This window comes from Singulisphaera rosea, assembly GCF_054877945.1.
The window spans coordinates 48,636-69,252 of the sequence record NZ_JBTYIP020000011.1; the positions used below are offsets into that span (position 1 = coordinate 48,636).

Annotated in this window: 14 protein-coding genes; 8 read left to right on the forward strand and 6 right to left on the reverse strand. The window is 63.4% G+C overall.

Annotated elements, in window-relative coordinates; all coding sequences use genetic code 11:
- Nucleotides 1–149: 149 nt before the first annotated feature.
- The 3 genes from ACYOEI_RS19405 to ACYOEI_RS19415 all read left to right on the forward strand — a co-directional run bounded on the left by ACYOEI_RS19405 (nt 150) and on the right by ACYOEI_RS19415 (nt 3,756).
- Nucleotides 150–458 carry a putative quinol monooxygenase gene (locus tag ACYOEI_RS19405; protein ID WP_462851208.1) on the forward strand — a complete coding sequence of 103 codons (309 nt, stop codon included), beginning with the start codon at nt 150–152 and terminating at the stop codon, nt 456–458.
- 194 nt (nt 459–652) lie between these two features.
- Nucleotides 653–2,515, forward strand: coding sequence for a M20/M25/M40 family metallo-hydrolase (locus tag ACYOEI_RS19410; protein ID WP_462851209.1), 1,863 nt, complete (start codon nt 653–655; stop codon nt 2,513–2,515).
- Between the two features lie 308 nt (nt 2,516–2,823).
- Nucleotides 2,824–3,756, forward strand: coding sequence for a carbon-nitrogen hydrolase family protein (locus ACYOEI_RS19415; RefSeq protein ID WP_462851210.1), 933 nt, complete (start codon nt 2,824–2,826; stop codon nt 3,754–3,756).
- A 187-nt stretch (nt 3,757–3,943) separates the two neighbouring features.
- Here ACYOEI_RS19415 and ACYOEI_RS19420 read toward each other — a convergent pair whose 3' ends face one another.
- Nucleotides 3,944–6,163 (reverse strand): PQQ-dependent sugar dehydrogenase, encoded by a 2,220-nt coding sequence (locus ACYOEI_RS19420; protein WP_462851211.1) that lies wholly within the window; start codon nt 6,161–6,163, stop codon nt 3,944–3,946.
- Nucleotides 6,164–6,633: 470 nt separating this feature from the next.
- On the opposite strand from ACYOEI_RS19420, the gene ACYOEI_RS19425 reads away from it, so the two are divergent.
- Nucleotides 6,634–6,930 (forward strand): hypothetical protein, encoded by a 297-nt coding sequence (locus tag ACYOEI_RS19425; RefSeq protein WP_462851212.1) that lies wholly within the window; start codon nt 6,634–6,636, stop codon nt 6,928–6,930.
- Here ACYOEI_RS19425 and ACYOEI_RS19430 read toward each other — a convergent pair.
- The 4 genes from ACYOEI_RS19430 to ACYOEI_RS19445 all read right to left on the reverse strand — a co-directional run bounded on the left by ACYOEI_RS19430 (nt 6,878) and on the right by ACYOEI_RS19445 (nt 11,504).
- A complete protein-coding gene (locus ACYOEI_RS19430; RefSeq protein WP_462851213.1) occupies nt 6,878–7,111 on the reverse strand; it encodes a transposase in 234 nt (77 codons plus the stop codon). The two genes, ACYOEI_RS19425 and ACYOEI_RS19430, sit on opposite strands and share 53 nt — an antisense overlap.
- A gap of 1,893 nt (nt 7,112–9,004) precedes the next feature.
- On the reverse strand, nt 9,005–10,147 hold the full coding sequence (locus ACYOEI_RS19435) for a hypothetical protein (RefSeq protein ID WP_462851214.1): 1,143 nt from the start codon (nt 10,145–10,147) through the stop codon (nt 9,005–9,007).
- 54 nt (nt 10,148–10,201) lie between these two features.
- A complete protein-coding gene (locus ACYOEI_RS19440; protein ID WP_462851215.1) occupies nt 10,202–10,630 on the reverse strand; it encodes a hypothetical protein in 429 nt (142 codons plus the stop codon).
- The gene (locus tag ACYOEI_RS19445) at nt 10,620–11,504 is read right to left on the reverse strand and encodes a hypothetical protein (RefSeq protein ID WP_462851216.1); all 885 of its coding nucleotides are present in this window, start codon (nt 11,502–11,504) and stop codon (nt 10,620–10,622) included. Before ACYOEI_RS19445 ends, ACYOEI_RS19440 begins: the two co-directional genes overlap by 11 nt.
- A 367-nt stretch (nt 11,505–11,871) precedes the next feature.
- On the opposite strand from ACYOEI_RS19445, the gene ACYOEI_RS19450 reads away from it, so the two are divergent.
- The 3 genes from ACYOEI_RS19450 to ACYOEI_RS19460 all read left to right on the forward strand — a co-directional run bounded on the left by ACYOEI_RS19450 (nt 11,872) and on the right by ACYOEI_RS19460 (nt 17,638).
- Nucleotides 11,872–12,795 carry a nucleotidyltransferase domain-containing protein gene (locus ACYOEI_RS19450; RefSeq protein ID WP_462851217.1) on the forward strand — a complete coding sequence of 308 codons (924 nt, stop codon included), beginning with the start codon at nt 11,872–11,874 and terminating at the stop codon, nt 12,793–12,795.
- Complete coding sequence (locus ACYOEI_RS19455; RefSeq protein ID WP_462851218.1) at nt 12,792–13,553, forward strand: nucleotidyltransferase domain-containing protein; 762 nt, start codon at nt 12,792–12,794, stop codon at nt 13,551–13,553. Before ACYOEI_RS19450 ends, ACYOEI_RS19455 begins: the two co-directional genes overlap by 4 nt.
- Before the next feature lie 491 nt (nt 13,554–14,044).
- Nucleotides 14,045–17,638: a PAS domain S-box protein gene (locus ACYOEI_RS19460; RefSeq protein ID WP_462851219.1), complete on the forward strand. Its 3,594-nt coding sequence runs from the start codon at nt 14,045–14,047 to the stop codon at nt 17,636–17,638.
- 235 nt (nt 17,639–17,873) lie between these two features.
- Here the strand turns inward: ACYOEI_RS19460 and ACYOEI_RS19465 are convergent, their stop codons facing one another.
- Nucleotides 17,874–18,974, reverse strand: a complete 1,101-nt coding sequence (locus ACYOEI_RS19465; protein ID WP_462851220.1) for a linear amide C-N hydrolase — start codon at nt 18,972–18,974, stop codon at nt 17,874–17,876.
- Between the two features lie 228 nt (nt 18,975–19,202).
- On the opposite strand from ACYOEI_RS19465, the gene ACYOEI_RS19470 reads away from it, so the two are divergent.
- A complete protein-coding gene (locus tag ACYOEI_RS19470; protein ID WP_462851221.1) occupies nt 19,203–20,561 on the forward strand; it encodes a Gfo/Idh/MocA family protein in 1,359 nt (452 codons plus the stop codon).
- The last annotated feature ends 56 nt before the right edge of the window (nt 20,562–20,617 follow it).

Genomic DNA, 20,617 nt, shown 5'->3' on the forward strand with positions numbered 1-20,617 from the left:
TGTCCCGGCCGGGTTTTTGTAACGTTCACGAGGGTAAGGCGGCAACCCCGATGTCGGCAGGGCGCCTGGTGTGCGCGGCGGACTGGTTGCGTATGATGGGCCTCGAGTCACCAAGGCCGAATCTTTTCGATGAGCGGGAACGACCCGACATGATCCACGTCATCGCCACGATCGAACTGCGGGAAGGGGCACGCGACGCCTTCCTGGCCGAATTCCATGCGATCGTGCCCCTGGTCCACGCCGAGGACGGCTGTCTCGAGTACGGGCCCACGGTCGACGTGGCGACGGGCCTGTCGGTCCAGCCTCCGATCCGCGAGGACGTCGTGACGGTCGTCGAGAAGTGGGAAAGCCTCGAGCATCTCCATAGGCACATGACCGCGCCGCACATGGAAGCGTATCGGCCGAAGGTCAAGGACCTGGTCACCAAGACGACCCTGCACATCTTGACCCCCGTGTAAAACGACGGCCCGGCTTCGGGCTGTTGCGCATGGACACAAGATTTTTTGGCCACGGAGGAAACACGGATCGTCCAAGGATTGAAAATTCAATATAGATTTGATATCTGTGTTCATCTGTGTCGTCGGTTGAAAGATCGACTTCCTTGGTCTTAGGCCAAGGAGGGGCGTTGCGCGAATCAAGAATGAAAAGGAAGATGGTTGCGACCGGAATCACCTCGGAGTCCTCGACCATGCCCAAGGGCCTCAGGCTGCTGACCTTGTTCGCCGTCGCGATTCTCCTGCCGACGTTGGCCTTGAAGGCCCAGCCGCAGGCTCCCCCGGCGCCACCGTCCGAGCCGACGGCCAAGGACGTGGTCAAGGCCGTCGAGAAGGAGGAGAAGGCCGCCGAGAAGGAGGAGAAGGCCGCCGAGAAGAAAGTGGCGCCGGATCCTATCGAGCGGATCAAGGAGGAAGGCCTGAAGCACTCGCAGGTCATGGCGACCCTGAGCTACCTGACCGACGTGATCGGGCCGAGGCTCACCGGCTCGCCCCAGATGAAGCGGGCGAACGAGTGGACGAAGGAAAAGCTCGCGTCGTGGGGCCTCGAGAACGCCCACCTCGAACCCTGGGGTACGTTCGGGCGAGGTTGGAGCCTCAAGCGGTTCTCGGCCCAGGTGATCGAGCCTCAATGCCTGCCGCTGATCGCCTATCCCAGGGCCTGGTCGACCGGGACCGAAGGACTGCTGGTTGCCCCGGTCGTCTATCTGAACGCCAAGACCGAGGCCGACCTGGCGAAGTTCAAGGGCAAGCTCAAGGGGGCGGTCGTCCTGCCCAGCCCGACCCGCGAGATCGCCGCGCGGTTCGAACCCCCGGGGAACCGGCTCACCGACAAGGAACTCCTCACCCTGGCCGACGCCCCCGAACCCACCCCGCGCGGGGCGGGTCCTCGTCGAGGACGGAACGGCGACAGCGCTGGGGCCGCCACGAAGGGGGCTCCCGGCGCACGTCCTTCTCCCGCCCAGGCGGTCCGAGACCGGCTCGAGTTCACGAGAAAGACGCTCCAGTTCGTCATCGACGAAGGGGCGGCGGCCCTGGTCGATCCCAGCCGTCGAGGGGACGGCGGGACCTTGTTCGTGGGCTCGGCCCTCGTGCCGGGAGGCCCGACGCCCCCCGGAGCGAAGCGGATCTCGGCCTGGGACAAGGAGGCCCCCAAGGCGACGATCCCCCAGATCGTCCTCGCCGACGAACACTACAACCGCATGATCCGCATGATCGAACTGGGTGAGCCGCTCAAAGTGGCCATCGAACTGTCGGTCGGGTTCCACGACGACGACCTCTCGGCCTACAACACGATCGCCGAGATCCCGGGGACCGACCTCAAGGATCAGGTCGTCATGCTCGGGGGCCACATGGACTCATGGCACAGCGGCACCGGCGCGACCGACAACGCGGCGGGCGTCGCCGTGGCGATGGAGGTCGTGCGGATCCTCAAGGCCCTCGACCTCAAGCCGAGGCGCACCGTGCGTATCGCCCTGTGGAGCGGCGAGGAGCAGGGGCTCCTCGGCTCGCGCGGGTATGTCTCGGAGCACTTCGGCAAGGCCCCACCCCAGAGGACACCCGAGGGGCCGCGCCCCTCGAGCCCCGAGAACGAGTCGATCCCCAAGGACTCGGCCGACCCGACGCGCACGCAGGAATTCGAGAAGTTCTCGGCCTACTACAACCTCGACAACGGGACGGGCAAGATCCGAGGGGTCTACCTCCAGGGCAACGAGGCCGTCCGCCCCCTCTTCCGCAAGTGGCTCCAACCGTTCCGCGACATGGGGGCCTCCACGCTGACGCCCTCGAACACGGGCGGGACCGACCACGAGTCGTTCGACGGGATCGGGCTCCCCGGGTTCCAGTTCATCCAGGACCCGGTCGAGTACGACAGCCGGACGCACCATTCCAATCAGGATGTCTACGACCGCATCCAGGCCGACGACATGAAGCAGGCCGCGGTGGTCATGGCCGCCTTCGTCTACAACACCGCGATGGACGACGAGAAACTGCCGAGGAAGCCGAAGCCCGGGGCGAAGTGAAGGCGAGGGTAAACGACGGGCTAGTGTCTGCCACAGATGGAAGAAGAGACCCTTTGGCCACGGATGGAACACGGATAAGACGGAGAAAGAGTATGATCAACAGATAACGCAGATTGACGCAGAAAATAAATTCGATAATTTTGCAATTTTATTGAGTTTCAAATCTGTGTCCATCTGCGTTATCTGTTGACGCATCCTCCGATCCCTTGATTTATCCGTGCTCCATCCGTGGCTAAAAGATCCTTTGCCCTCTCTGTGGCGGATCCCTATCTCGAAGTTCGGTCATTGAGGGGAAAGAGGCCCGACCGATGTCCATCGTGCGAGCCGCGGTCGTCCAGTCCGCGTCCGTTGCCTTCGATCGTGATCGGAGTGTGGAGCGAGTCCGGGACCTCACATGCTCGGCGGCCGAGCAGGGGGCCGGGCTTGTCGTCTTCCCCGAGGCGTTCGTCTCGGGATACCCGCGCGGGCTCGACTTCGGGGCCCGTGTCGGCTCGCGCTCGGCGGAGGGGCGGGAGTGGTATCGACGCTATTGGGAGAGCGGTATCGACGTCCCCGGCCCGGCGGTCGACGCGATGGGGGCCGCCGCCCTCGAGGCTGGGGTCCATCTCGTCGTGGGCGTCATCGAGCGGGAAGGGGGGACGCTCTACTGCTCGGTCCTCTTCTTCGGCCCCGACGGCTCGCTCCTGGGCAAGCATCGCAAGCTGATGCCGACGGCCGCCGAGCGGCTCGTCTGGGGATTCGGAGACGGTTCGACCCTGCCCGTCCTCGAGACGTCGATCGGCCGCCTCGGCGCGGCGATCTGCTGGGAAAACTACATGCCGCTCCTGCGGATGCACCTCTATTCAAAAGGGGTGCAACTCTACTGCGCCCCGACCGCCGACGATCGCGAAACCTGGCTCGCGACCATGCGGCACGTCGCGCTCGAAGGGCGTTGCTTCGTCCTCTCCTGCAACCAATACGCGTTGCGGAGCGACTACCCCGAGGAATATCCGGCGATCCAGGGAAACGACCCTTCCACGATCATGACCCGAGGGGGTAGCTGCATCATCGACCCCTTGGGCCGCATCCTCGCCGGCCCGGCCTTCGACGGCCCTTGCATCTTGACCGCCGACCTCGACCTCGACGAGATCGCCCGGGGCAAATATGACTTCGACGTCTCGGGCCATTACGCCCGCCCCGACGTCTTCCAACTCGTTGTCGACGAACGGCCGAAGCGGCCGGTGGTAACCGGGCCGGCCTGAGCGTCGTTTTGCCATGGAGCCGGGTGATGCGCGCTTCGCCTGACCATCAAACGACTCGGGGAGCCGCAGTTTGCGGCTCCCCGAGAGCGTTTCCAGGGTGGATTCCTCGAGACTCGTCGTCGACAACGGGGCAAGAGTGCCCCGCACGAGGAACGCGGGGCACTCCTGCCCCGCGCCCCTCTCGAGGTCACTTCGCGGTGGCGGGGAGGGAACGGATCCAGTCGCCGATGAACTTGATGGCCTGGCGGTCGAGCTCGGTGGTGACGAGCGGTGGCATCCGGCCGGTCCCCGTGTTGGAGATCCGGTAGTACATCACGGAGCGCTCGGGGGCGCCGGGGGTGACGATGCGGGCGTCGGGGAGGTCGAACTTGTTGTGGATCGGGATCTCGTCGACCACCCGCATGCGGCGGAGCGGCGTGCGGAGGTCGAGCTGCATCTTGGCGTTGCCGCCCCCTTCGCCGACGTGGCAGACGGAGCAGTTCACGCTCAGGTACGACTTGACGCGGGCCTCGAGCGGGGCGTCCGGCGAGTAAGGATTGACGAGCTTGGTGCTGTCCTCGCTCTTCTTGGGCAATTCGCCGTCGAACAGCCCGAGGTGCTCGAGCACCCGGACCTGGTTGTCGAGCTTGCCGGCGTAGCTGTTCTCGCGGTCGAGCTGGAGCTGCGTGAAGCCGAGGACGAAGCCGGCCGCGCGGGAGTGGCAACCCATGCACTCGGACCGTGAGGCGAAGCGGTAGATCTGCTCGCGGTGGCCGCCCGGGGCGCTCGGGTCGGCGACCTCATACTCCTCGGCGAGGCCGCCGCCGCTGACGAGCTCGGCGTCGGTGTTCTCGGGGTTCCACTTGTAGGAGTAGCCGACCCACTCGCCCTGCTGCCGGGTCATGAGTCGCGTCTCGACCCGCTTGGGGGCCGCCTTGCCGGCCTCATCGACGAGGTTGAGGCTGAGGGTCTGGATCATCACCGAGCCGTTGGGGAAGGTCCAGGTTCCGCCCGCGTTGAGCTGCGGCTTCTGGATGATCTTCTCGAGCCCCGGGATCGCGGCGAATCGCTCCATCGTCGCGCCGTCGGCCCACTGCGGGGCGGTGACGTCGAACGGCAGGGCGGCCGGGTGGGGCTTGTGTTCGGCGACCGAGGCGAACAGGCCGGTCTCGCTCAGCTTGGTCGGGAACGGCTGGGTGGGGCGGTCGGCCTCGGTCGTCGGGTCGAGGCGATAGAAGGCCCCCGCGTGGTCGATGACGTAGAGCTCCTGGGCATGGTCGGTGCCGAAGCCCGTGATGTTGAAGGGGGTGTCGACCAGCTCTCGGTGCCCGTGGACGGTCTTGCCGTCGTCGGACTTGACGCCCCAGACGCGGCCGGTGGACCAGTCGCCGTAGATGTAGGTCCCGACCAGGTCGGGGACGCGGGTGCCTCGGTAGACCCGGCCGCCGGTGAGCGATCGGGCTTCGCTGTGGGAGTGCTCGGCGGCCGGCAGCAAGATCGGATCGGGGCCGGGCTTGCGCAAGGCGTGGAAGATGTGGCTCCCCTCGGTGACGCTCCAGCCGTAGTTGCCCCCCTTCTGGATCAGGAAGACCTGCTCCCAGAGGTCCTGGCCGTTGTTGCCGACCCAGAGCTGTCCCGACGGGTGGTCGTAGCTGAGCTTCCACGGGTTGCGCAGGCCATAGGCCCAGAGCTCGCCCCGGGCGCCTGGGCGATCAACGAACGGGTTATCCTTGGGGATCCCGTATTCCTTGCCGTTCTCGGGGTGGTCGACATCGATCCGGATCACGGACCCGGTCAGGTCGTTGAGGGTCTGGCCGGTGAGGTCGGCGTCGGAGTCGCTGGAGCCGTCGCCGGCGGAGACGTAGAGGTAGCCGTCGTTGCCGAAGTCGAGGTCGTCGCCGTTGTGGCCGTTCGAGGGCCACTCGATGATCAGCTTTCTCGTCTTCGGATCGACCTTGCCGGTCTTCCGGTCGACCGTGAAGCGCACCGCCTGGCTTGTCTTCTTCCAGCCCCGGATCGGCCCGTTCAGGCCGATGTAGATGTAGCCGTTCTCCACATACTTGGGGTGGAACGTGAGGCCGACCGCGAGGCCGTCGACCTCCACCAGCAGCTCGGTCTTGCTCGCGTCCTGGCTGTCGTCGAGGACGAGCACCTGCCCGGGCCCCGCCCAGGTGTTTTCGTGCCGGAGCAGGAACAGTCGATTCGTCCCAGGCTCGGGGAACAACCCGAGGGGTTGCTTCACCTTGAGGTTGGGGAAGGCCCGGACGACCTTGTAGGGAGAGAGCGGGTCGGGGGAGCCGACGACGCGCGAGTCGTTCCAGGGGATGCGGCGATCGAGCCCGAACGGCTTCTCGTCGCCGGGGCGTTCGGCCGCCGACACCGCGGGGCCGAGCAGGACGATGAATACGAGGACGCGCAGCGACCACATTGTTGTTGGGGCCCCTCGAGGATTCGGATTGGATCAGGTCTCGATCGGACGCGAAAACGACCCGCGGCGGACCTCAGAGAGGATTGAGGAGGCCCGGGGGTCGCGATTCGAGAATAGTTTAATCAAACGGTGGGTCATCACCAAGTCGCAGGACCGACAAATCTCGTACTCAGCGGAGGACTTGTTTCGACAATGCCACCTGTCTCTGGTCTCCGAATGAATAAGGAGTAATATTCTGGTCTTGAGTGTGCGACCCGATGGCGGCAGTGTCGCGGGCATGGAGGCATGGTGGGAGATTGACGGTGGGAAGATCGTGAAATCATAAAGTGTGGACATTTCTAATTTTTGTGGCTGGTCGCTGTCTGTGCCGAACCTGTGTGGGAGGGAGCCGCTCTGTTCCTCGAGAGTCGTGAGGGATTTCGGTCTGGCGGGGGCGATGATGGCTCCTTGCCCTGTGGAGGGGGAGGAGGATGAGCACAATTCAACGCTCGACCGATCGGGATTTGGTCCGACCCCCGCCGTGGCTCCCGGGATACGTTCAGTACGAGACGATTATGGGGTCGGTCGCGTATGGGGTTTCTCCCGACTCGAGCGACATGGACGTCTACGGCTGGGCGGTCTCGAGGAAGGACGACGTCTTCCCGCACCTGCGCGGAGAAGTCCTCGGGTTCGGCACGGCGAAGCCCCGGTTCGGGCAGTTCCAGAAGCATCACATCACCGACAGTGATGCGCTTGGGGGGCGAGGACGTGCAGGTGGTTATCCATGACCGAGAACGTGGCGACCGAGCCCGCGAAAATCTCCGCGAGTTCTTTGAGCCGCTGGTCGATCCGGTCCTTGCGGTCGTGCTCGGGATCACCCAGGAGAAAGGCACGTCGGACGCAGCGGGTGATGCAATGATACCAGCGGGTGGCGGTCGGATCGACCAAACGGGCGAGGGCCATTGTCATCGGGAAGCCTCCTGTATGTGATCGTCAGTGCAGTGGTAATGCCGAGGCGGGACGTCAAGACTGCGCTGCATGTCCTTTGTGGAGTCTGTATCGAGAACGAGGAGGAGGCACGTACCTTCTGGCGGGACCACGCAATCGAGACAGATCTTGACTGGTTCGGCCCTGGCGCTCCTGTTTTTTCTATTGGTCGTCAGGGAGATATCGGTCGTTGCAAAATCGGGGATCGAGTCAGCCAAACAGTCGAAGTTGTTGATCGCCCAGGAAAGCGCGGTACGAAGACCGTCGATTTTGACGTGCTGTGAACAGCGACCGTATTCCTCAGTGGAGGGCCCCACTTCCCCGAACGATTTGTTGCAAAAAGCAATCGAGGGTTGTTTGAAAACACTGTCCGCTAAAATTCGACGCTAGGTGGTAAAGGGCGATCTAATGACAGAGATTCGTTGGGAACGCATTACTCCGCATCTTGAAGAGTTCCAACGTCACTTGGCGTCCCACGTCCCCCTATTGAGGATCGAGCATCTAAACGATCGTCGTTGGACCGATGAGCGATATCGCGAACATCTAAAAACCGGTGCATACTACCGCTATGGCGTTTACCTCATCTTCGACCGTAGCGAAGTCCTCGAGTACATCGGCCACGCTATGAACCGCTTTCATGATCGAGTCTGGGATCATGACAAGGTTTTAGACCGGATTCTGACTGACGTGATCGCGATTCCACACGAATATTACTTCTTGGGACCTGCGCTCGAGTTTTTTCTGATCTGTCGGCTTAATCCCACAAAAAACAAAGTCTATAGCGGGTATACCATTCCTGAATTCCCGGGCGACCTCCCAACCGCGCCACCTTAGATTTGCGACTCGCTAATCCACGCCGATGCTACACCTGAATGAGGTTTCAGTAGGCTTCTACTCCGAGCTGAACGTAGCATACCCAAATGGCGATTTGTTCGTCCAACTTATTCAGACTCTTCGATCAATTTCCATAGCGAGGGGAAGTTTGACTTGAGCCATGCATCCCATCCAGCCCGTTCATTGCGAGAATTCCGATATTCAGAAACCTGTTGGGCGACGTCGTCGTGACCTGCCTTTTCAAGTAGTTCGACTGCCACCTTCCAGCGGTCGCGGCCTCGCCGCGTGCTAGTTTTGCCTGGATCCGACGCCGTAGGGATTTGTCTCAATTCTCCCGCCGTTGGCACGGATGGAAGTGCTTCGGGCCAAGCGTAATGCGCCCCAAGTTCTTGCGGGAGAATCAATCTTTCGTCATGGCCGCATGGTAGTTGATGAAGGTCATTTAACCAATGGCCAGCGTCCCATTCTCGGGCTACAAACGCTGATATCAAAGCATCCCAGGCATGCTCAGAGTCAACGCTATAGATCCCCAACGCAAGCCAGCTACTAAGAGCTTGATCCATTTGCTCTCGCAGATTCACGAAGTCGTACCCGATCCGGGTAAGTGCGAAATATAGCACCTTTGGATGGGTTTCTGTAATCTTCAGTCTCGTGTATTTATGGCGTAATGCAAGAGCAACCACCATTCCGTTAATCGGCATGGCTCCGTAGAGTGAATTCGGTGCAGTCACCGAGGCCGCTGCGGTCGGATATGCGGCTCGGAGCGCTCGGTCCGCTGGCCGCCACCCAGCCGGTCCGGTGCTCCAAAGAGTCAGTGTATCGACTCCAAGAGCGATTGGTTCGCAGCCCTGACAACACTGACTGAACCATCTAAGTGCGTGCTCAGCGGTAGGAACCGTCTCGCACTGCGCCTGATGACAATCGATCGCAGCAACTCCGTGGGCACCGCCACCGCCCGGATCGTAGCCAAGGTACATTCTCCTTATCACGTGAATCCTCAGATGGCCCGCTACTTTACCCGAACGTGTATAGATTTGACAATCAGCTTTCATTGCTTGAGCCAGGCGCACGGACAATCTCTCCTGCGATATCTTTAATCACAATCGGAGCTCCCGCGTCATCCCAGATCTCCACCCCCAAAAGTGTCATTTTTGGTATGTTGACCGCCTGAAATCTCACATCCGGCTGATAGTCGAGAGATTTTTCAAGCCTTACAAATGTCTTACCTTGCAGCCACGCCTTGACTTGAGGCTGATTCTCCACGTCTTGAACTCCTGCCGGAACAAACGTGATCGACGCCATAAGTCTAATATGGTGACGAGCTTTGCCCTTGTACGCATTTTGGCTAATGATCTGCTCTATAATATGGTCGTCGACTTTGATGATACGCATTATCATCATGATCACGGCCTGCCGAATCAACTGAATGTGATCATCGGCAGTCTTACTCGCCGTTTGTAAGCTGAGTGAGCCATGTGCGATTTCATTTCGAAGCCGCTCAAGTCGATCAAAGACTGTTGGTCGACCAAGTCGCCCTAGTACGTCTTTCATCCCCTCCTTGAAATTTCGAACAGTGCTTGATGGAAGGAGTTTGGTGTAAACGCAATCCAAACCTTCCATCGTCGACCATGCAGTCAAAAACTCATTGAGAACGTCTTCATTGTCCGCAAGCCCTCGCCGAAACGACACCAAAGCTCGCTGAACCCGTTCTTTGAAGTCGTCTTTAATGTCAGTGCGTACCAAAAACGAATTATAGTTTTTTTCGAGAACATGTATTAGATTTTGGTCTTTCAAGGCTCTAGACGCTTGTGGTCCGCCGGTCTCGTAGAAACAATACCTAAAGTCTCGATCCTGGATATTCTCGCTGACGTCATACGCCATTATAGGTAAGGCTGTTGCGGCAGAGGCCATTGCTACGCAACTCAGCAAGCTGAGTGCATAGTTCGCAAGGTTCCCGGCTGCTCTTATCGCTGAATCAATATTAGCTTCCACAATTCTTACCTGAAGCACCAGCCCGTTACATACGTGAAGCCCTGGTTCCATTTCGGTCCATGCGTCAAATATCGCGATTTGGCCAAATGGAAAATCAAGAAACACTGTTTTCCCTTCGTTTTCATCGATATAGGGTTTCTCCCCTAATCGAATTTTGGAGGGCGAAAACAGTCGGACGATATATTCCGGCACAGTGCCCTCACAGGAATTTGTCCAGGCCCAAGTTTGTAAAAGCTACGAGTTTCTCTACTCCTCCCCCACCTCTTCCACGCTGATCCCCGTGATCACAGCCTTGCCCTTCTCCTGCTCGAAATCCCGCCCTGGCATCGCCTGCTGAATCCAGACCAGGGCGTGCCTCGTGATCGCGTCGTATACCCTCCACAGATTACGACCTGTGACCGTCACCCGCCAGACCTTCGTCCCGACGAATTGGACGACGAACCGACCGGGCGAGTATTCGCTGTGGGAATCGATCCCCACATACTGCATCGTGACCCGCGGGCCCGGCTCGCGGATGATGTGCAGGCGGAGCAGGGCCTTGCCTTGGCCCACGATCCCGGCCGCCTCGTATCCGCCTCCGAACTCGGTTTCGGGGACGCCGTCGTCCTCAGGCTTCTGGCCGTTGGCCCCGAAACGCTCGGTGAACTCTCTCAGGTGGGCATTCTCATCGCTCATAACTCATTTCCTTGCTTCGGGTTGGTTCTCTCAGGAATTGCTCCGCCTTCTCGCGGAGCTGGCGGTACGTGTCACGGACCCGCTTGATCAGCGAGTTGACCTTGCTCTTCTTCTTTGGCTTGGGCCGTGCGGGCCCAACCAGCTCGGTAGCCGTCATGCGGGGGTCGGTCTTCTGGATCGCCTCCCGCAGCACGGCAGGGGCCATGCTCGTGAAGATGCGGGCCGAGTCCTTACCCCGCGACACTGAGACGTAGAACTGCTCGGCGTTGATCGCCCGCCTGGACTCGCCGCCCATCGCGATCAGCACCTGGTCGACGGTCTTGCCCTGGCTCGCGTGCGAGGTGGTCGTGTAGGCGTGGGCTACGTGCAGCGGCTGCGATCCGTCGAGGATCCACTTGTTGGAAAGGATAATATCTGTGCTGGTCTGTCCGTCTCTGCGCTTGTCCTCGCGGAACCCTGCCACGGTATAAACAGCACCGTTGTCGAGGCGGTGGCCGTCTTTGGACTTGCCGCCAGCGGTGATTCGGATGACGTCACCAGGGGCGAGGGGGATCTCGGCGGACTGGTAGACGGCGATGTGCTTAGGGTTGAGAGGTCTGACTCCAGCTCCAGCCAGCGCACTCTGCGCTCCAATCCTCTCACCGATCTTATGAGGCCCCGAATTCCGGACAAACTGGATGACCTCCGAGCCGTCGTAGCGGTCGCGGTCTCCGCGTTCGGCTTCCGACCAAGCCAGCGGCTTAAGCTGCCCCAGAACCTTCTCATCCTCGCCAAGCGAGGTGAACTTACTGAGGCGGAAGCGAGCTGGCGTCGGATCCTCGGACTGCGACGGCCGGAGCCGTTTTGCTCGGTCGACGAGGGCATTTATGGTCATTGGACACGCCGTAACCTGGCAATGCTGGCGGAAGACCGCAATGACAGATCCGAAGCCGTCCGGCATTGCCGAATGGGCCCACGCCGCATAGGAGTTATTTCCGTCGGATTCGACTTGGAGTGTCGCTTCCACGGCTTCGGACGCGAGTCGTTCAATCTCACCGGCCCGACGTTGGTGGGTAAGCTCGCTACGGCCGTCGGAGTCACAATCGAGCCGAAGGCCGCGCTCCGAACCATTGAAGGGCGGGGCCCCTCTGTTCTCCGAGAGTCGTGATGGGATTCGGTCGGGCGCGGCGACAACACCTCGCCCGTTTCTCGGCATCCGCCGCCGTGGGAGTCGTTCGCTGCGGGCGGGTTGGGAGAGAGGGATGAGCACGCTGCAACGCTTGACGGACCGGGGGTTGGTCAGGCCTCCGGCCTGGCTCCCGGGGAACGTCCAGTACGAGACGATCATGGGGTCGGTCGCGTATGGGGTCTCTTCCGACTCGAGCGACATGGACGTCTACGGCTGGGCGGTCCCGAGGAAGGATGATGTCTTCCCGCACCTGCGCGGCGAGGTCCTCGGCTTCGGCACGGCGAAGCCCCGATTCGAGCAGTTCCAGGAGCACCACATCGCCGACCGCGATGCGCTCGGGGGGAAAGGACGTACCTATGACGTGACGATCTTCGGGATCGTCAAGTTCTTCCGGCTGGCGATGGAGAACAACCCGAACGTCATTGATTCGTTGTTCACGCCGGTGACCTGTGTCCTGCACAGCACGAAGGTCGGGAACCTCGTCCGCGAGAACCGTCGCCTGTTCCTCCATCGGGGGGCGTGGCCCAAGTTCAAGGGCTATGCCTATTCGCAGTTGCACAAGCTCTCGAACAAGCAGCCGAGCGGCCGTCGGGCCGAGCTGGTGGAGCGGCACGGCTACGACACGAAGTTCGCGTACCACGTCGTCCGCCTGGTCGGCGAGGCCGAGCAGATCCTGGTGGAGGGGGATATCGACCTCCAGCGGAACAACGAAACCTTGAAGGCGATCCGGCGCGGCGAGTGGAGTGAGGAACGGTTGAGGCAGTGGTTCGCGGACAAGGAGGCGCAGCTCGAGCGGGTCTACCTCGAGAGTACCCTCCGGCCGATCCCCGACGAGGCACGCCTCAAGTCGCTGCTTTTGAATTGCCTCGAGGAACACTTCGGCAGCCTGGACGGTTGCGTGGTCGATCCCGACCGGGCCGTCGCCGCGCTCCGAAATATTCAGGCCGAGCTCGACCGCGTCAGGGACCTGCTGTCAGGGGAGGGGGGACGATCATGACGACAACCGAGGATACGCTCCGCCGGAAAGCGAACGAGCACCCGTACCCGTTGATCTTCGCCACGATCAGCGGGGCCCACCTCTACGGGTTCCCCTCGCCCGACTCCGACTACGACCTTCGCGGGGTTCATGTCCTGCCGGTCCGCGAGGTCGTCGGATTGGAGCCGGGCAGGGAGACGGTCTCGAGCTCGACGATCGAAGATGGGCTCGAGGTCGACCTCGTCACCCACGACGCCGCCAAGTTCTTCGGCCTCCTCCTGAAGAAGGACGGCTCGGTACTCGAGCAACTCGAGTCCCCCTTGGTCGTCCACACGACGCCCGAGCACGAGGAGTTGAAGGTGATCGGCCGGTCGTGCGTGACGAAGCACCACGCGCACCACTATCTCGGCTTTGCCGCGGCCCAGTGGCGGCTCATCGAGGGGGAAACGCCCCTCCGGGCCAAGCCCCTGCTGTATGTCTACCGGGTCTTGCTGACCGGCCTGCACCTGATGCGCTCGGGAGTCGTCGAGGCGAACCTCGAGCGGTTGAACGACGATGTTCGGTTGTCGCACGTGGCCGACCTGCTCGCCCTCAAGCGGTCGGGGCCGGAGGCCTCGACGTTGACTCGTGACGACCTGGCGTTCCATCGTGGCGAGTTCGAGCGGCTCCGTGCCGAGCTCGAGGCTGCCTACCAGGCGAGCACGCTCCCCGAAAGCCCTTCGGGTCGACCTGCCCTGAACGACCTCCTGATCCGCTTGCGTCTCGGGCCTGTTGGCTGAAGCCGGCTCCTCCCGAGTACCCCGTTCGGAGCTGTGACGGGGCTTGGGTACGACGATCGATGATACTCTGGGTGCCACGGGTTCCGTCTTCGGACCCCGTGTGGATTAGACTCGGGTTGATGGCTTGCTTTTCGGCCGAGAGAGGATCCTGGCATGAACCGTGAAGGTTCGCCTCCGACGAGCCCTCTGCTCAAGCCCGATATCGCCGGCCGGGTCTAATCCTCACGGGGTCCGAAGACGGAACCCGTGGCACCCTCGAGCAGCGTCCTCCACCGATTTCGCTCCTTGATCCATCCCGGTTTTGGAGGGTCGAGTCGGACAATGCATGAGATCAGTCCACCAACTCTGTTCGGGCGACTTCGGAGGCCTAACTCCCCGATTGGGACTTGCGCGTGTAGAATGATCCCCGGGTAGAGGCGCCGGACCGGGAGATTTCTCCGGGACAATGTCGTGTCCTTCGCTCCCGGTGCGGTGTAGCGGAAAGGCGGCGCATGGCCCGGACGACCCATCCCGTTCCGAGATATCTCGGTGCGGTCGCGATCATCGCCCTCGTGACCTTCTTGCGTTGGTGGCTCCCGTCACTCCTGGGCGTGAACGTCCCGTATGTGACCTATGCCGTCGCGCTGGCCATCGCCGCCTGGTTCGGCGGCCTGGGGCCCGGGCTGGTGGCCCTCGCGCTCGGCGTCGTGACCGCGACGGTGCTCTTCGTCGCGCCCGGCGGCTCGGTGCTCGGCCTCCAGGCGGACGACATCCTCGACCTGGCCCTGTACCTGACCACGGGGCTGATCATCGTGCTCATGGCCGAGTCCCACCGCAACGCCCAGGCGAAGGCGGTGGATGGGATCCGCGACGCGCTCGAGAAGCAGCGGCAGCTCGAGCGCGAGGTCGCCGAGCGCGAGCGGGCCGAGCACGAGACGGAGCGCGCCCTGGCCGAGCAGAGCCGGCTGCGGGCCCTCGCCGAGGAGCAGTCGGCCACGCTCGCCAACCTCTTCGAGCAGGCACCATTGGGCATCGTCTTCTTCGACACCGAGCTCCGCTACGTCCGGGCCAACACCTACGCGGCCGCGCTGACCGGACACACGCCCGAGCAGGTCGCCGGCAAGCCGGTCGTCGAGATCCTCTCCGAGGCCATCCCGGCCGAGCAGGTCCCCGACGTCGCGTCCCACTTCCGGCGCGTCATCGAGACGGGGGAGACGTTCTCCGTGCGCGGATGGGCGTCGGAGATGCGCCATCGCGACGGTGCCACCGCCTATTTCGACTGGAGCCTCCGTCGTGTCGACCGGCCCGAGGGAGGGGAGACGCTCGGCGGACTCTTGACGGTCGTCGAGGTGACCGAGGAGCTCCGGCGCGAGCGTGCGATCCGCGAGGGGGAGGAACGATTCCGGGTCATCCTGAGCAGCATCGGCGACGCCGTGATCGCTACCGACGCCGTCGGCACGATCGGGTTCATGAACCCGGTGGCCGAGTCATTGACCGGTTGGGAGGCCTCCGAGGCTCGCGGCCGTCCCCTCGTCGAGGTCTTCCAGATCGTCAACGAAGAGACGAGGGAGGTCGTCGACAACCCGGCCCACAAGGTGATGAGGGATGGGGTGGTCGTCGGGCTGGCGAATCACACGATCCTCGTCGGCAAGGATCAGTCCGAGCGGGCGATCGACGACAGCGCCGCCCCGATCCGAGACCTTGACGGAGGGATCAAGGGAGTCGTCCTCGTCTTCCGGGACGTCGAAGAGCGGCGGAAGTCCGAGCGTTCCTTGCGGGAGAGCCAGGAGCGACTCCGGCAGCTCGCCGACACCATGCCCCAGATGGTCTGGACGGCCGGGCCGAATGGCGAGGTCGAGTACTTCAACGGCCGTTGGTATGAGTACACCGGGCTCTCGGCCGAGCAATCGCTCCTGTTTGAAGGCTGGCGGCGCGTCGTCCATCCCGAGGATATGGAGCAGGTCTACGCCCTCAGGAACCGGGCGGTCGTCGAGGGTGAGCACTTCCACGTCGAGGTCCGGCTCCGGGATCGCCATGGCGCCTATCGCTGGCACATCGCGCGGTCGGTCCCCGTCTACGACGAGTCCGGCCATTTGACCAGGCGGTTCGGCACCGCGACCGACATCGACGATCGCGTGCGCTCCGAACAAGCCTTGCGGGAGGGCGAGGAACGCTACCGACTCCTGGCGGAGGTCCTGCCCCAACTGGTCTGGTCGAGCCGGCCCGACGGCCGGCTGGCCTACGGCAACCCCCGCTGGCTCGACTACACCGGGATGACCTTGGAGCAGGCCCGGGGCCAAGGCTGGACGTCGGCCGTCCACCCGGACGACCTCGAGGCGACGCTGGCAACCTGGGTCCGGGCGACCGAGTCCGGCCAGTCCTACCAGGGCGAGCAGCGCCTCCGCGGCAAGGACGGGCAGTATCGTTGGTTCTTGACCAGGGCCCTCCCCCTCCGCGACGAAGGGGGGCAAGTCGTCGGCTGGCACGGGACGTGTACCGACGTGGAGGACCAGAAGCGGGCGACCGAGGCGCTCGTCCTGAGCGAACGCCGACTCGAGCTCGCGCAGGAGACCGGGCGAATCGGGACGTTCGACTGGGACCTCCGGACCGGGCGACTGGAGTGGTCCGCTTCGCAGGAGACGCTCTTCGGCCTGCCAGTCGGGGGCTTCGGCGGCCGGTTCGAGGATTGGGCCCAACTTGTCCATCCCGAGGATCGCGAACAAGCCCAGGACCAGTCTCGCCGGGCCGTCGCGGACCGCTCGGTGCTGAAGACCGAATTCCGGGCCGTGCGCCCCGACGGCGAGATTCGCTGGATGACCGCCGACGCGAAAGTCATCTGCGACGACGAGGGGCGGCCCGTCCGCATGATTGGCGTCAACCAGGACATCACCGAGCGGAAGCAGCTCGAGGATGAGCTCCATCGGCGGATGGAGGAGTTGGCGGAGGCCGACCGGAAGAAGGACGAGTTCCTCGCGATGCTCGCCCACGAGCTGCGCAACCCCCTCGCCCCGATCCGCAACGCCTTGCACCTGATGCGACAGCCGGAAGGGGACGGCCTCGGCATCGAGGCCGAGCGTGTGATCGCCGAGCGACAGGTCCGCCACCTCGCCCGACTCGTCGACGACCTGCTCGACGTCTCCCGGATCACCCGAGGCAAGATCGAGCTCCGCAAAGAGTCGCTCCTCCTGGCCCCGATCGTCCGCCAGGCCGTCGAAGCGACGCGCTCACTGGTCACCGAGAAGGGGCACGAGCTGACCGTCTCCCTCCACGAAGAGCCGATCCGACTCGAGGCCGACCCGACCCGCCTCGAACAGGTGCTCTGGAACCTCCTCACCAACGCCGTGAAATACACCGAGGCGGGGGGGAAGATCCAGCTCCGGGCCGAACTCGGCGAGGGCGAGGCGGTCATCCGAATCCAGGATTCGGGCGTCGGCATCGAGCCCGAGATGCTCCCGGAAGTCTTCCAGATGTTCGTCCAGGCCGGCCGGCACCTGGGCCACGCCCAGGGAGGTTTGGGGATCGGCCTGAGCCTGGTGAAGATGCTCGTGGAGATGCACGGGGGGCGGATCGAGGCCAGGAGCGAGGGGTTGGGAATGGGCAGCGAGTTCATCGTCCGCCTGCCCATCCTCGCCGCCGCGGAGACGTCCCCCGAGCCGCCGGCCGCCGCCCCTGTGGCCCCCGAGGCCGCGAACGGTGTGAAGTGCCGGCGGATCCTCGTCGTCGACGACAACGTCGACGCGGCCAACAGCCTCGGTCGGGTCCTTTCCCGCCTGCTGAAGCAGGATGTCCGCGTCGCCTACGCCGGCCAGGCGGCCCTGTCTCTGGCCGAGGATTTCCAGCCCGAGATCATCCTGCTGGACATCGGCATGCCCGGCATGGACGGCTACGAAGTCGCCCGACGCATCCGGTCCCGCGACGAGAAGACGAATCCCGAACCCCTCCTCGTCGCCCTCACCGGCTGGGGCCAGGACGAAGACCGGCGCAAGTCGAAGGAGGCCGGCTTCGACCTCCACCTCGTCAAGCCGGTCGACCCCGACGTCCTGCAATCCCTGCTCGCCGAGGCCTGGGGCGACGCATCGAATGACAACAACCCAACATCGGGCTAGGATCCGCCACGGATATTCCAAGGGATCAGAGAATTTGTCAACAGATGACGCAGATTGACACGGATTGGAAATTCGATAATTTTCTTAAAATTATTCGAATTAATCATCTGTGTCAATCTGTGTCATCTGTTGATCGCCCTCTTTCTTCCTCTTATCCGTGTTTCATCCGCGGCTAAAAAGTCTTTTGCCCTATCGGCGGCGGATCCTAGCTCGATTCGGATCGGAACCTCTCCGGTCACTTCGCCTTGGCACGCTCCGTCAAGTCCTCATACACTTCGCCCTCGTTCATGGGTATCCACAGGACCTCATTCCCGTCGAAGCGGAGCTTCGCGAGGTCGACCTTGCGGATCCGCTGATTCTCATAGGTGCGGACGTAGTAGCATTTGTTCTTGAGGTCGGCGAAGGACGTCCACTGCGTGAGATCCAGGGCGTCTCCCGCGGCCCCCTTCTCGCGGACGATGCCGGGGAAGATGTCGAAGGAGTCGAGGATGTGCGAGGCGAGGTTGATGCCGTCCTTGGCCGTCGCCACGGGCTTGGCGGATTGGCTCAGGACGGCGGCCCGGACGAAACGCGAGGGCGGGGTGAAGTCGCCGGGAAGTCCGAGCAGGCCCGACCCCTGGCCGAGCTGGTCCAGCTTGAGGCCTCCGAGGTCGACCTCGGGGACGTTGGTCGCGGACAGGTTGAGATAGTTGCGCAGGTTGATGAGGTGCCAGTCGAAGGTCGGTGAGTTGGTGATGACCCCGAGAGGATTGTCGTAGAGCTTCATCGCCCCGTCGGTGTACTCGACGACGAGGCACGCGCCGGAGGGGTCGTGGAGGATGTAGTGCAGCGGGGGGACCAGGTTCAGGTCCGCGAACCGGGAGGCGCCGACCTTGATCGTGGCCAGCGCCTTCTTGGCTTCGGCGACCGTGGCGAATTGGCTGAGGAGCCAGGTCGGGAGTTCCCAGGGGGCGAGCGCCCGGCCTGCCTCCTCGGCGGCGATCTCGGCGTACTCCGCGAAGCCGGGGTGGTAGAAGGCACCCACGACGAGGCCTTTCTCGTTGATCCCGTCCACGACCCCCTCATAGTCCTTGACGTTCGCTCCGACGAACCCGAGGGTCGTTGACCATCGCACGCCGGCTCGGCCACCCGGGGCGGTCCCGACGTAGGGCTTTCCCCGGGGAATCACGACGATCTTCGAATCCAGGGGGATGCCGAACTCCAGGGTCCTCCCATAGATGACCGCGCCGTCGCGGGTGGTGATGCGTATGCCGGTGCAGGCCTCGATGGCCTTCGCTCCCCCGAGGAGCGCGAGGGACGCCAGGAGGGCCGCGGTCAGCGTGGGTCGGGACGTCATGGGGATGACCTCGTCTCGTGTTGATGGCTGGGGATCGTCTCGACGTACGAGCGAAAGGATCGGCCGTCGCCGATCTTATCGATAAGCCTCGCAGAGCCGGCCGGGTTCGACAAGGAGAGGGGCCTTGCGGCCGCCCGACCCCCGGCGGATCATGAGGGTCGTTCGGGTGGGAGGATGCTCTCGAAGTCGATCGCCCGCCAAAGGGCGACAAGCCCCGGAGCCTGATGCATGAACCCCAGCGACCTTTCCGCAGCGGGACGGCCGACGCGCCGACAGTTTACCAAGGCCATCGCGGGGACGGCCGTCGGGGCCTTCGCCGCGCCGGCGATCGTCCGGGGGCGAGGGCTCAACGAGAAGCTCAACATCGCCGTGATCGGTGTGGGGGGACGCGGGGCGTCGAACCTGGAGAACGTCTCCTCCGAGAACATCGTGGCCCTCTGCGACGTCTTCGAGCCGGCGATCGACCGGGCCTCCTCGCTCCATCCGAAGGCGCGGCGTGTCCGCGATTTCCGGAAGCTCTACGACCACGCCAACGAGTTCGACGCCGTCGTCGTGAGCACGACCGAGCACACGCACGCCTTCGCCACCCTCCCGGCCCTCCAACTGGGCAAGCACGTCTACTGCGAGAAGCCCCTCACGCACACGATCGACGAGGCCCGCAAGATCCGGCTCGCCGCCGCGAAGGCCAAAGTCGCGACCCAGATGGGCACCCAGATCCACGCCGGCGAGAATTACCGACGGGTCGTCGAACTGATCCGGGCGAACGCCATCGGCCCGGTCAGCGAAGCCCACGTCTGGGTCGGCCGGGCCTGGGGCCGGCAGTCGAAGGCCGCGTCCGAACGGAACCATGACCTGGTTTACGTCGAAGAACGGCCGAGCGACGAGTCGCCCGTCCCCGCCGGCCTCGACTGGGACCTCTGGGTCGGCCCCATGCCGGCCCGGCCCTTCAACAAGGTCTATTTCCCCGGGCCGAAGTGGTACCGCTGGTGGGACTTCGGCAACGGCACCATGAGCGACCTCGGGAGCCACTGGATCGACCTCCCGTTCTGGGCCCTCGGGCTCCAGGCACCCCGGGCCGTCGCGGCGGCCGGGCCGCCCCCCCACCCGGAAATCGCCCCCGCCTCGATGCGCGTGGCGTACGACTACGAACCTCGAGGCGACATGCCCGCCGTCCGCCTGAACTGGTACCAGGGCGAAGAAAAGCCCGAGCCCTGGACCGCCGGCGCGATCCCGAAGTGGGACAGCGGCGTGCTCTTCGTCGGGACCAAGGGGATGCTGCTGTCCGGCTACGACAAGCACGTGCTCCTCCCCGAGGCGACGTTCCGCGACTACAAGCGGCCCGACCCGACAATTCCCAAGTCGCTCGGCCATCACGCCGAGTGGATCCACGCCGCCAAGACCGGCGCGCCCACCACCTGCAACTTCGAGTACGCCGGCTGGTTGACCGAGGCCAATCACCTCGGGAACGTCGCCTACCGCGTCGGCAAGCCGATCGAGTGGGACGCCGCCAAGATGTACGCCCCCAACGCCCCCGAGGCCGAGGCATTCATCCACCTCGAGTATCGCAAGGGCTGGACGCTCTCCTGAGCACGGTCGACCCCGACATCACCACATTTGTAGGGTGGGCATTGCCCACAAATTTC

Excerpts from the sequence above, each read along its gene's own strand:
- ACYOEI_RS19450 (WP_462851217.1), top strand. The coding sequence starts at position 11,872 with ATGAGCACGCTGCAACGCTTGACGGACCGGGGGTTGGTCAGGCCTCCG.
- ACYOEI_RS19445 (WP_462851216.1), bottom strand. The coding sequence starts at position 11,504 with ATGACCATAAATGCCCTCGTCGACCGAGCAAAACGGCTCCGGCCGTCG.
- ACYOEI_RS19410 (WP_462851209.1), top strand. The coding sequence starts at position 653 with ATGGTTGCGACCGGAATCACCTCGGAGTCCTCGACCATGCCCAAGGGC.
- ACYOEI_RS19430 (WP_462851213.1), bottom strand. The coding sequence starts at position 7,111 with ATGACAATGGCCCTCGCCCGTTTGGTCGATCCGACCGCCACCCGCTGG.
- ACYOEI_RS19460 (WP_462851219.1), top strand. The coding sequence starts at position 14,045 with ATGGCCCGGACGACCCATCCCGTTCCGAGATATCTCGGTGCGGTCGCG.
- ACYOEI_RS19425 (WP_462851212.1), top strand. The coding sequence starts at position 6,634 with ATGAGCACAATTCAACGCTCGACCGATCGGGATTTGGTCCGACCCCCG.
- ACYOEI_RS19465 (WP_462851220.1), bottom strand. The coding sequence starts at position 18,974 with ATGACGTCCCGACCCACGCTGACCGCGGCCCTCCTGGCGTCCCTCGCG.
- ACYOEI_RS19405 (WP_462851208.1), top strand. The coding sequence starts at position 150 with ATGATCCACGTCATCGCCACGATCGAACTGCGGGAAGGGGCACGCGAC.
- ACYOEI_RS19455 (WP_462851218.1), top strand. The coding sequence starts at position 12,792 with ATGACGACAACCGAGGATACGCTCCGCCGGAAAGCGAACGAGCACCCG.
- ACYOEI_RS19415 (WP_462851210.1), top strand. The coding sequence starts at position 2,824 with ATGTCCATCGTGCGAGCCGCGGTCGTCCAGTCCGCGTCCGTTGCCTTC.
- ACYOEI_RS19420 (WP_462851211.1), bottom strand. The coding sequence starts at position 6,163 with ATGTGGTCGCTGCGCGTCCTCGTATTCATCGTCCTGCTCGGCCCCGCG.
- ACYOEI_RS19440 (WP_462851215.1), bottom strand. The coding sequence starts at position 10,630 with ATGAGCGATGAGAATGCCCACCTGAGAGAGTTCACCGAGCGTTTCGGG.
- ACYOEI_RS19470 (WP_462851221.1), top strand. The coding sequence starts at position 19,203 with ATGAACCCCAGCGACCTTTCCGCAGCGGGACGGCCGACGCGCCGACAG.